General features: G+C 75.0%; 11 protein-coding genes. 8 read left to right on the top strand and 3 right to left on the bottom strand.

Annotation, left to right across the window (positions count from 1 at the left end):
- The 3 genes from E1283_RS23265 to E1283_RS23275 form a co-directional block, all read left to right on the top strand.
- The coding region (locus E1283_RS23265) for a DUF5134 domain-containing protein (RefSeq protein WP_132820075.1) at window positions 1-465 on the top strand (465 nt) is incomplete at its 5' end.
- Between the two features lie 54 nt (window positions 466-519).
- Complete coding sequence (locus E1283_RS23270; protein WP_132820076.1) at window positions 520-1,482, top strand: M56 family metallopeptidase; 963 nt, start codon at window positions 520-522, stop codon at window positions 1,480-1,482.
- 174 nt (window positions 1,483-1,656) lie between these two features.
- Entirely contained in the window at window positions 1,657-2,310 is a 654-nt protein-coding gene (locus tag E1283_RS23275) for a TetR/AcrR family transcriptional regulator (RefSeq protein ID WP_132820077.1), read from the top strand.
- On the opposite strand, the gene E1283_RS23280 is transcribed toward E1283_RS23275, so the two are convergent.
- Entirely contained in the window at window positions 2,301-3,776 is a 1,476-nt protein-coding gene (locus E1283_RS23280) for an LVIVD repeat-containing protein (protein ID WP_165956223.1), read from the bottom strand. The genes E1283_RS23275 and E1283_RS23280 overlap by 10 nt on opposite strands.
- A gap of 127 nt (window positions 3,777-3,903) precedes the next feature.
- On the opposite strand from E1283_RS23280, the gene E1283_RS23285 reads away from it, so the two are divergent.
- Both E1283_RS23285 and E1283_RS23290 read left to right on the top strand, forming a co-directional pair.
- Window positions 3,904-4,572, top strand: a complete 669-nt coding sequence (locus tag E1283_RS23285) for a DUF305 domain-containing protein (RefSeq protein ID WP_243745038.1) — start codon at window positions 3,904-3,906, stop codon at window positions 4,570-4,572.
- Window positions 4,573-4,693: 121 nt separating this feature from the next.
- Window positions 4,694-6,061 carry an FAD-dependent oxidoreductase gene (locus tag E1283_RS23290; RefSeq protein WP_132820079.1) on the top strand — a complete coding sequence of 456 codons (1,368 nt, stop codon included), beginning with the start codon at window positions 4,694-4,696 and terminating at the stop codon, window positions 6,059-6,061.
- Window positions 6,062-6,083: 22 nt separating this feature from the next.
- Here E1283_RS23290 and E1283_RS23295 read toward each other — a convergent pair whose 3' ends face one another.
- On the bottom strand, window positions 6,084-6,446 hold the full coding sequence (locus tag E1283_RS23295; protein ID WP_132820080.1) for an ArsR/SmtB family transcription factor: 363 nt from the start codon (window positions 6,444-6,446) through the stop codon (window positions 6,084-6,086).
- A gap of 261 nt (window positions 6,447-6,707) precedes the next feature.
- Here E1283_RS23295 and E1283_RS23300 point away from each other — a divergent pair, with 261 nt between their 5' ends.
- From E1283_RS23300 to E1283_RS23310, 3 genes are all read left to right on the top strand, one after another.
- Window positions 6,708-7,385: a uracil-DNA glycosylase gene (locus tag E1283_RS23300; RefSeq protein ID WP_132820081.1), complete on the top strand. Its 678-nt coding sequence runs from the start codon at window positions 6,708-6,710 to the stop codon at window positions 7,383-7,385.
- Window positions 7,382-8,416, top strand: a complete 1,035-nt coding sequence (locus tag E1283_RS23305; protein ID WP_243745039.1) for an N-acetylglucosamine kinase — start codon at window positions 7,382-7,384, stop codon at window positions 8,414-8,416. Before E1283_RS23300 ends, E1283_RS23305 begins: the two co-directional genes overlap by 4 nt.
- A gap of 110 nt (window positions 8,417-8,526) precedes the next feature.
- Window positions 8,527-9,417: a sirohydrochlorin chelatase gene (locus E1283_RS23310; protein ID WP_132820082.1), complete on the top strand. Its 891-nt coding sequence runs from the start codon at window positions 8,527-8,529 to the stop codon at window positions 9,415-9,417.
- 138 nt (window positions 9,418-9,555) lie between these two features.
- Here E1283_RS23310 and E1283_RS23315 read toward each other — a convergent pair whose 3' ends face one another.
- Window positions 9,556-10,422, bottom strand: coding sequence for a hypothetical protein (locus E1283_RS23315; protein WP_165956224.1), 867 nt, complete (start codon window positions 10,420-10,422; stop codon window positions 9,556-9,558).
- Window positions 10,423-10,513: the final 91 nt, after the last annotated feature.

The following is a 10,513-nucleotide window of genomic DNA, read 5'->3' on the forward strand; positions in this document are numbered from 1 at the left end:
GGCGGCACCCGGCAGGCGGTCGCGGCCGGGGCGGAGGGTGTGATGGGCCTCGGCATGGCGGCGATGGCGGTGCCGGCCGCGGCGCCGTGGCCGCCGGCGTTCCACGCCGCGTGCGCGGCGGTGGCGCTGTGCGGTGCCGTGCTGCTGGTGGCCGAGGGGACGCACCGGGGGCACCACCTCGTCGAGGCGCTGGCGATGGCGTACGCGGCGGTGGCGATGGCCGGCGCCCCCACGGCCCACGCCGGCCACCAGGCGCCGGCCGGGCTGCCGGTGCTCACCGGCGTGTTGCTGGTCTACTTCGCCGGCTACGCGCTGCGCGCCGCGCCGCGGCTGCTGCCGGCCGGCGGGACGGCGGCCGGCCGGCCGGTGGCGGCCCCCGCGACCGGCAGGCGACCGCCCGAGGTGGCGGCGGCGTGCCGGCTCGCGCTCGCGGTGGCCATGGTGGCCATGCTCCTCGGCCTGTGAACGCGGCGCCCCGGGCCGTTCCCCGCCTCGGGGCCCGCGTCCTACTCTGAGGGCATGGTGATCGCCATCACGTTGCTCGTGTTGGGCGGCCTCACCGCGGCGACGGCGCCGCGCGTGCTGGCCCGGGGTTCCTGGCCGGACCGGGAGCCGGTGCTCGCGCTGTGGGTGTGGCAGTGCGTGGTCGTGGCCGTGCTGCTGTGCTGTGTGCTCGCCATGGCCCTGTCGGGCGCCGCGGCCTGGCACGGGGTGCGCGGCCAGTTGTTCGCGCCGGCGCCGACCCAGGTGGTGGACGCGTACGCGCTGCACGCCGCGGGCGAGCGGTGGCCGGCGGCGTTGGCGCTGCTGCTCGCCGGCGGCGGGGCCTGGACGGCGGTGATGTTGACCCGCGAGGTGCGTGCGGCCCGGTCGGAGCGGCGCCGCCGGCGCGCGGGGCTACTGGCCCGCGCCCCGCGACTGCCCGGCGAGGAGGCCGAGGCGACCGAGGCGACCGACCGGTTGATCGTGTTGGAGGACGCCCGGCCCGACGCCTGGGCCCTGCCGGGGTCGGTGCCGCGGCTGGTGATCACCACGGGGGCGCTGCGGCGGCTGAACCGGCGGCAGTTGGACGCGGTGTCGGCGCACGAGCAGGGGCACGCGCGGGCCAGGCACCACTGGTTGCTGCACTGCTCGGGGGCGCTGGCCAGGGGCTTCCCCGGGGTGCCGGTGTTCGCGGGCTTCCGGCAGCAGGTGCACCGGCTGGTCGAGCTGGCCGCGGACGACGTGGCCTCCCGCCGGTTCGGCCGGCTGACCACCGCCCTGGCACTGGTCGGGCTCAACGAGGACCGGGGCGTCTTCGGCCGCGCGGCCGCGCGGCACGCGCACGTGCCGCACCGGGTGCGCCGCCTGCTGCGGCCGGCCGAGCGGTTCTCCCCGCCGCGCCGGGCGCGGCTCACCGCCTACGCGACGCTGCTGCCCGCCGTGCCGGTGCTGGTGACGTTCGCCCCGGGGCTCTCGGCGCTGTTTCCCACGCTGGGATAGCGGCCACCCGGGTCCGCCCCGGTGGCGAACCGGCCGACGACGGCACCGGTATCGGACGGTCCCCCGCGCCGTCCGATACCGGCACAGCCGCCGGGTGCGAATCCGCGGCGGAGGCGGATGTCTCCTGGCGCCGGCCGAGTATATTGGCCGTCAGCCAGTCATCGGGGGTCAAGCATGTCGCCTCGCCGCGCATCGGTCAATGCGGATATGCGCCGACGCTCCCGACAACGGCTGCTCCAGGCAACGGTCGAGCTGGTCTCGGAGCACGGCTACGAGGCGACCACCCTGGGCGACATCGCGGATCGGGCCGGCGCGGCGCGCGGGCTGGTCTCGTACTACTTCCCCGGCAAGCGCGAGCTGGTGCAGTCCGCCGTCCACCGGCTGATGCACCTCACCCTCGACGAGGCGCTGGGCCGGGCGCCGGTGCCGACCGGCCCCCGGGCCGGCGACGAGCTGTTGGCCAGGGCGATCGACGCGATCCTCGGACTGGCCGGCGACCGGCCGGTGTTGATGCGGGCCCACCTGGCCGGGCTGCTCCAGCACGGCGGGTTCGTCCAGTGCGCCGAGCAACGGCGTCTCGCGGCGCTGCTGCGGGAGGCCGTGGTCGCCCACGGTTCACCGGATCCGGACACCGACTACCCCATGCTGCGGGCGCTGTTGATGGGGGCGGTGGTGGCGCGGCTGCTGCCGGGGGCGCCGATGCCACCGGAGCGGTTGCGCGCCGAGTTGTTCGAACGGTACGGGCTGGCCTGGGAGTCGGGGGTCCCACCGGGCGAACGACCGCCCGGCGGGACCCCGCCGCGATCCCGTCAGCTCACTCAGCGGTAGCTGGGCTGCGTCTGCACGTTGAGCTCCGACAGGCGGACGCGCTCGGCGCTGTCGGTGCGCCGGTCGTCGATCCGCAGGACGTCGAGGCCCTCCTGGTCGTTGGAGTAGATGTAGCCGTTGTAGTAGTAGGCGGACCAGGATCCGCCGAAGGACAGCACGTCCTCGGTGAGCGGGCCGCGCTCGAAGTAGCCGATCTCGTGCGGGTTCCGGGAGTCGGTGAAGTCCCAGATCGAGATGCCGCCCTGGTACCAGGCCTGGACCATGATGTCGCGGCCGCGGGCCGGGATCAGCGAGCCGTTGTGCGCCACGCAGTTCTCGGTGCTGGCCTGCTCACGCGGCATCTTGTAGTAGTTCTGGAAGGCCAGTTGACGGTTGTCGCCACGGCCGGTGATGTGGTAGATGCCGTCGGCGCCGAGTTCCTCGCTGGTCGCGGGGGTGCACATGGCGCCACCGCCACCGCCGAGTTCGTCGGTGAAGACCACCTTGGAGCCGTCCTGGCTGAAGGTGGCGGAGTGCCAGAAGGCGAAGTTCTCGGTGTCCTGGACCTGGTCGAGGACCCGTGGCCTGGCCGGGTCCGAGATGTCCATCAGGATGCCGTCGCCCATGCAGGCGCCGGCCGCCAGGTCGAGCCGCGGGTAGGCGGTGATGTCGTGGCAGCCGGTGGTGGCGGAGCCGTCCGCGTCACCGGGGAAGCCGCCCTCGGGGAAGAGCACCTCGAAGTTGGACACCTCGGCGCGCTCGGGGGCGCCGCGCGGCACCCGGACGATGGAGATGCCGTCGTGCGGTGGCTGGCAGTCGGGGAAGGACGCGCTCGGCGAGTAGGAGGAGACGTAGACGTAGAGGTCGCGGCCGTCGGGGACCAGGGTCTGGGTGTGCGAGCCGCAGGAGGTCTCGACGGCGGCCACGTACTCCGGGTTCCGCTTGTCGCTGATGTCGAAGATCCGGATGCCCTCCCAGGACTCCTTGATCGTCGCGGACTGCCCGACGCTGTTGCAGGAGTCGTCGCTGCGCGAGGAGTCGACGGCGAGGATCAACAGGTCGCCGCTGACGGCGACGTCGCCCTGACCGCCGGGGCAGAGGACCTGGCTGACGATCCTGGGCCGCTCCGGGCGTGAGATGTCGTAGACGACGAAGCCGTCGTAGTTGCCGGCGAAGGCGTACCGGCCCTGGAAGGCGATGTCGGAGTTGGTGCCCGCGAGCCCGGAGGCGTGCGGGACATGGGCCACCGGCGTGACGTTGGCGCTGTGCGCGATCTCGCCCACGCCGGGTATCTCGCCCTCGGCTATCGCCTCCCTGACCTGGGCGCGCTCGCTCTGCGAGACGTCGTCGCCGGGGACGGAGGCGTCGCCCGGGTCAGGAGTGGCCGACGCCGGGCCGGCCACGAAGAGCGCCGCCAGCAGGCCGGAGACGGCGGCGAGGACCCCCAGCCGTCTGCGTCGCACCAGGGGTGTGTGCAACGATGTCACGCGTCCTCCCTCGAATCCGCGGGGTTCCGCTCGTGCCGGGCGGAACATGATCCCCTCAGTATCCGCCCGCGCATGTACATATCAATATGGGTAATCAGACTGTCATCTGTGTACATGAGGAGGAACGTTGACGGACCGTCGGGGATCCCTGTTCGCCGTCCTGGCCGCCACGGCGGTCCTGACCCTCGCGGCCGGTTGCACCGGCGACTCGGAGTCCACCGACGACGCCGACGCGGCGTCGGTGATCGCCCCCGGGGCGCCCGGGGAACCGGCGCGGACCCTGTCGCCCGAGGAGGCCAGGGAGGTGGCCCGCGAGGGCGCGGAACCCAACGCCGCCGACTTCGCCTTCATGCGCATGATGATCGACCACCACGAGCAGGCGCTGGTCATGGCGGAACTCGTCGACGACCGGACGGCCGACGACGCGGTACGGCGGCTCGCGGAACGCGTCACCGCGGCGCAGAACGGGGAGATCGCCGCGATGGAGGCGTGGCTGGCGCGCAACGCGGGCGCGGCGGCCGACGAGGACCGCGAGGGCGACGGGGGGCACGGGGACCACGCGGCGGGCGGGATGCCGGGGATGGCCACCCCCGAACAGTTGGAGTCGCTGGGCGAGGCCGAGGGCGTCGACTTCGACGGCCTCTTCCTGGAGCTGATGATCACCCACCACGAGGGCGCGGTGACCATGGCGACGGACGCGCTGACCACGGGCAACGACGGACAGGCCCAGCAGCTGGCCAACGACGTGCTCGCGGAGCAGACCGTCGAGATCGACCGGATGCGGGCCATGCTCTGACGCCGACCGGCCACCGGCCGGCCGGTGGCCGGTGCCGCGGGCGACGCACGCCCCTCCCTTCCGGCGCCCGCCGGTGTCATGCTGGAGGACCGTACCGGCTCGGCGGCGCGAGGAGCCCGGCATGTTGCGCATCGCGGTGGTCGGTTCCGGACCGAGTGGCGTCTACACCGCGCAGTCCCTGGTCGACGGGACGGCGGCCGGGCCCGTGCCGCTCGCGGTGGACGTGCTGGACCGGCTGCCCTGCCCGTACGGCCTGGTGCGGTACGGGGTGGCGCCGGACCACGAGAAGATCAAGTCGCTCCAGGGCGGCCTGCGGCGGGTCCTCGAACACGACCGGGTCCGCTTCGTCGGCAACGTGCGGGTGGGCGACGGCGGGGTGCCGACCGAGCGGCTGCGCGAGCTGTACCACGCGGTCGTCTACTGCGTGGGGGCGGCGCGGGACCGGCGGCTCGGCATACCGGGCGAGGACCTGGCCGGCAGCTGGTCGGCGACGGACTTCGTCTCCTGGTACAGCGGTCATCCCGACGTCGCCGTCCGGGACTTCGGCCTCGGGGCGCGCGCCGCGGTGGTGATCGGGGTGGGCAACGTCGCGGTGGACGTCGCCCGGATCCTGGCGCGCGCCGCCGACGAGCTGCGATCCACGGACATCCCCCAGGAGCCGCTCGACGCCCTGGCGGCCAGCGGCGTGCGCGAGGTGCACATGGTGGGCCGGCGCGGTCCGGCCCAGGCCAAGTTCACCACCAAGGAGCTGCGGGAGCTGGGCGGACTACCGGGCGCCCGGGTGACCGTGCGGGAGGCGGAGCTGGTGGCGGACCCCGGCTACGGGGACCCCTCGGGGCTCCCGGCCGTCGCGCGGCGCAACGTCGCCGCGCTGCGGGACCTGGCCGGCCGCTCCGCGGACCGGGCGGCGGACGGAGCGGGGCGGCGGATCCGACTGCGGTTCTTCCTGCGCCCCGTGGAGATCCTCGGCGACGCGGCCGGCGCGGTGCGCGGCGTGCGGTTCGAGCGGACCGCGCCCGACGGGGCCGGCGGGGTGGTCGGCACCGGCGAACCGGTGGACATCGAGGCGGGGTTGGTGCTGCGGTCGGTCGGCTACCGGGGCGTGGCGCTGCCCGGGCTGCCGTTCGACCCGACCGGCGGCACGGTGCCGCACGCCGCGGGCCGGGTGCTGCGGGACGGCGCGCCGCTGCCCGGCGCCTACGTGGCGGGATGGATCAAGCGCGGACCGACGGGGGTGATCGGCAGCAACCGGTCCTGCGCGAAGGAGACCGCGGGCGCGGTGCTGGCCGACCTGCCGGCCCTGGCGGCCCGCGAGGTGGCGGCCGGCGACCCGGTGGCGGGCCTGCGGTCGGCGGGCTGCGAACCGGTCGAGTGGCCGGGCTGGTTGGACATCGAGTCGGCCGAGGCGGCGCTGGGAAGATCGCTGTCGCGCGGAACCGTGAAGATCGCCGACTGGGCCGGGCTGCTGACCGCGGCGCGGGGCGGCTGAGCTCGGCCGCCGAGTGCGGCGGCTATCCGGCGACCGGCTGGGAGTGGCCGTGGCGGGTGGCGGCGAGGACGGCGTCGAGCAGGCCGGGGAACCGGGCGTCGAGATCGGCACGGCGCAGCGCGTTCATCTTGGCGGTGCCGCGGTAGACCTGCCGGATCACGCCGCTCTCGCGCAGCACCCGGAAGTGGTGGGTGCTGGTGGACTTGCTGACCGGCACGTCGAAGACGGAGCAGGCGAGCTCCTCGTCCCCCACGGCGAGCCGGCTGACCACGGCGAGCCGCACCGGGTCCGCCAGTGCGTGCAGCACCTCTTCGAGGCGGATCTGCTGGCGCCCCGGGTGCGGTAGGTCGCGGCCGGCGGCGGCGCCTGGCGTGCTCGGGCTCATACGGCCAAGTGTACGAGAGGCGGCCGCCCGCCCGTGCCGGTGGACGGCGCGGGGCACCGGTTCCGGCCGACCGGCGAACCGGATGCGCCGGGGCCGCGAACACGCGCTGTCAGTGGTCTGGTACACACTGGCCTCGTCCGGCGGAGGTGGTCGGGCCGGGGAACCCGGGTGGGGAACCCCGTGGACACGAGGGGCGGCGCGGGTGTCCGGATTCCCGGATCGGGAGACCGGACCCGGGCGGGGCCAGTAGGGTGACGGACCGTGGCAGCACGACCATTGAACGAGATCATCGAGCCCGGTTGGGCCGAGGCCCTGGCCCCGGTCGGCGACCGGATCGCCGCCATGGGCGACTTCCTGCGCGCCGAGATCGCCGCCGGGCGCACCTATCTGCCGGCCGGGCCCAACGTCCTGAGAGCCTTTCAGCAGCCGTTCGCCGAGGTGCGGGTGCTGATCGTCGGTCAGGATCCCTATCCCACGCCGGGCCACGCGGTGGGGCTGAGCTTCTCGGTCGCCCCCGACGTGCGTCCGCTGCCCGGCTCGCTGGAGAACATCTACCGGGAGCTCAACACCGACCTGGGGCTGCCCCGGCCGTCCACCGGCGACCTGACGCCGTGGACCGACCAGGGCGTGCTGCTGCTGAACCGGGCACTGACGACGGCGCCGCGCAAGCCCGGCGCCCACCGCGGCAAGGGCTGGGAGGAGGTCACCGAGCAGGCGATCAGGGCGCTCGCGGCCCGCGGCAAGCCGCTGGTGGCGATCCTGTGGGGGCGCGACGCGCGCAACGCCAGGCCGCTGCTCGGCCCGGTGCCGACCGTGGAGTCGGCGCATCCCTCCCCGATGTCGGCGGACCGCGGCTTCTTCGGCTCCCGCCCGTTCAGCCGGGCCAACACGCTGCTGGAGGAACAGGGCGCGGCGGCGGTGGACTGGAAGATTCCGTGACCGAGGGCCCCCCTGCCGAGCCCCGGTTCGTGCTCGGGGTGGACTCCGGCGGCTCCGGGCTCCGCGTGGCGCTCGCCAGGGTGACGTCGTCGGGGCCGCCCGAGCCGTGCGGCTCGGTGGCGTCCGGCGAGCCGGTGCCGACCGGGAGCGCGGGCATCGACGCCGGACGGCTGATCGCCCGGCTGCTGCCCGCCGCGCGGGAACTGCTGGCCAAGGCGGACGGCACCCGTGTCGCGGCCGCCTGCGTCGGCGCCGCCGGCATGGTCACCCTGGGCGGGCGGCTGCGCGCCGAGTTGCCCGGGGCCCTAGCCGACGGCCTCGGGGCGCGCCGCACCGCGCTCGCGGCCGACGTGGTGACGGGGTACGTGGGGGCGCTCGGCGAACACCCGGGTGCCGTGGTGGCCGCCGGCACGGGCCTGATCGCCCTCGGTCTCGACGGCCGCGGCTGGCGCCGGGCCGACGGCTGGGGCCATCTGCTGGGCGACTGCGGAGGCGGCTCCTGGATCGGCCGCGTCGGTCTCGAGGCGGCGCTGCGCGCCCACGACGGGCGGGCCGGCGGCTCGGCCGCGCTGCTGGCCGCGGCCGAGGCGTTGTTCGGCCCGGCCCCCGGGCTGCCCGGCCTGGTGTATCCGCGGAGCGACCGGCCCGCGTGGCTGGCCTCGTTCGCGCCCGAGGTGGCCCGGTGCGCGGCCACCGAGCCGGCGGATCCCGTCGCGGCGGCAATCCTGCGGGAGGCGGCACGGGAGATCGCGATCACCACCGCCGCCGTCTGCCCGCCGGGCCCCTCGGCCCAGGTGGCCCTCACCGGCGGCCTCCCGCGGCTCGGCGAACCGCTGCTGCGGCCGCTCCGCGAGGAGTTGGCCGCCCGGCTGCCCGGTGCCACGATCGTCCCGGCCGCCGGGGATCCGTTGGAGGGCGCGCTGTCGCTCGCCGCGCAGGTCGCCCGGGGGTCGCTCGGGCTGCCGACCGAGCCCGGGCTGCTGTCCGTGCACGACGCCTCGGAGGGTGGTGGCCCGGCGGGCGCGCGGTAACGCGGCGACCTCGGGGGCTCACACTGACGCGCGGGACAAAACGGGATGGAAGGTGACCGGATCCCCCCGGGCGAACTGCCAACCACATCAAGGCATTAACATGCGGCGACATGAGCTCCCCCACTGGGCCGGGTTCCGGCCTTCCCGTACGAATGCCACGTCCACGTCAGCCAGGACGGCACCGCCGCCCGGAGCCGGTGTCGGCGCCGGACGGCGCGCCGACGCTGGTGCTCGCCGTCCCCGGCACGCCCTCGTCCGACAGCCTCTCCGTCGCGGAGGAGGTGGTGAGCATCGCCCGTTCCGAGCTGCCCGGGCTCGACGCGCGGATCGGTTTCGCCGAGGGCCAGCACGAGGAGTTCCCGTCCCTGCAACAGGTGTTGGCGGGGATCGTGGAAGAGGCCGGCGGCGACCTGGACGACGCGGAGCGGCCCTCGCCGGTCGTGGTCCCGCTGCTGGCCAGCCCCGACAGCTCTCATCTGCGCGTCATACGGCAGGCGGTGTTGAACAGCGGATCGGGCGCCGGGCTCACCGACGTCCTCGGCCCGCACCCGCTGCTCGCCGAGGCCGTGCACGTCCGGCTGTCCGAGGCGGGCCTCGCGCGCGCCGACCGGGCCCGGTTGTTCACGGTCGCGACGGCGGCCGACGGCATCGTGCTCGCGACGGTGGGCGGCGACGAGGCGGTGCAGGCGGCGGGCATCACCGGCATGCTGCTGTCCGCGCGGCTGGCCGTGCCGGTGCTGGCGGCGGCCCTCGACGAGGACGGCGCGGTGGCGGACACCGCCGCCAAGCTCACGGACGCCGGCTCCCAGCAACTCGCCCTCGCGCCCTGCCTGATCGGCCCCGAGATCCCCGAGGGCCTGCTGGCCGCGGCGGCCGACGAGGCCGGCTGCGCGGCGGCCGAGCCGCTCGGCGCCTATCCGGCGGTGGGCAGGCTGGTGCTGTCGGCCTACATGACCGAGGTGGGCATCACGCCGCAGCGCCCCGGCTCCCCCGTCGGCTGAGCGGGCGGCGGCCGGGAGAACGCCCGCCGGCCGGCTGAGACTTCGGGCCCGAGGCACCCGCACGGTTGAGCTCACCGTGTACGGCACCTCGGGCTCCGGTGTGCCCGGCGTCGGTCGCCCCGGCGGCCGGCGTCCGGTTCAGCCCCGGGTGAAGCGGTACGTCACGCTGTCCGTCAGGACACAGAAGCCCGGCGACATGACGATGACCCGCAGGGTGCCGGTGCGGCGGTCGTAGTCGACGCCCTGCGTCTCGAAGGTGCCGGAGCAGCCGCTGCGCAGCGGGAGTTGGCGGAGCGCCGTGACGTGTCCCGCCACGTCGGCCGCGCCGTTCGGCGGCCCCGACAGGTCGATCTGGAGCAGCGGCCTGGTGATGCCGAACAGGCTGCCCTCGGGGTCGTCGGACGAGCACAGCAGCGTGGTGGGGCCGGAGAAGTCGCAGCCCTGGACGTCGCGCACGGGGTGGTCGAGGTCGACGGTGGCGACCCACGGGAGGTCGGTCGAAGGCGAGGTGTCGGGGTTGACGCCGGGGGTCGGGAAGACCAGCAGCCGGCTCATGGTGCCGTACTCGCCGGCCAGCATCCACTGCCCGTCGGGCGTGATGGCGACCCAGGAGTTGTTCAACGCCTCGCCGGGGCGGAGGGCGTGCGTGTACTCCGACCAGCCTCCGCCCGGCGCCTGCACCCGGAACATCTTGCTGTCGCCCGAGTCCCGCTGGTACGGCTCCACGTAGTGGCCGTCGTAGGAGGCGTCCGGGTCGCCGACGTGGTTCCAGCCGCGGAAGCGGACGTCGGCGGGGATGGTGCCGATGCCGGTGTAACGGTTGGGGCTGTTGGCCGGGACCTCGACGGAGGTCAGGCCCTGACTCTCGGTCAGCGGGTCGGCGCGGTCGGAACCGACCTCCTTCCAGGTGTCGGCGGCCGCGGCGGGCGGCGCGGTGGACAGGGCGGTCGCGGTGACGAGGGCGAGCAGGCCCGAGCGGACGCTGAACTCGGTGCGCTTCCGCATCCGCTCCAGCAAGCGGCGCGTGAACGCGGCGAAGTTCCGGGCCTGGGACTCCCAGACGGCAGTGGCCACGCGCCAGGCCGAACGCATCATC

The organism is Streptomyces hainanensis (assembly GCF_004348415.1).
Classification (GTDB): Bacteria; Actinomycetota; Actinomycetes; order Streptomycetales; family Streptomycetaceae; genus Streptomyces; species Streptomyces hainanensis.

Coding starts and splice junctions, on each gene's coding strand:
- E1283_RS23315 (WP_165956224.1), bottom strand. CDS start 10,422: ATGCGGAAGCGCACCGAGTTCAGCGTCCGCTCGGGCCTGCTCGCCCTC.
- E1283_RS23290 (WP_132820079.1), top strand. CDS start 4,694: ATGTTGCGCATCGCGGTGGTCGGTTCCGGACCGAGTGGCGTCTACACC.
- E1283_RS23310 (WP_132820082.1), top strand. CDS start 8,527: ATGAGCTCCCCCACTGGGCCGGGTTCCGGCCTTCCCGTACGAATGCCA.
- E1283_RS23295 (WP_132820080.1), bottom strand. CDS start 6,446: ATGAGCCCGAGCACGCCAGGCGCCGCCGCCGGCCGCGACCTACCGCAC.
- E1283_RS23270 (WP_132820076.1), top strand. CDS start 520: ATGGTGATCGCCATCACGTTGCTCGTGTTGGGCGGCCTCACCGCGGCG.
- E1283_RS23275 (WP_132820077.1), top strand. CDS start 1,657: ATGTCGCCTCGCCGCGCATCGGTCAATGCGGATATGCGCCGACGCTCC.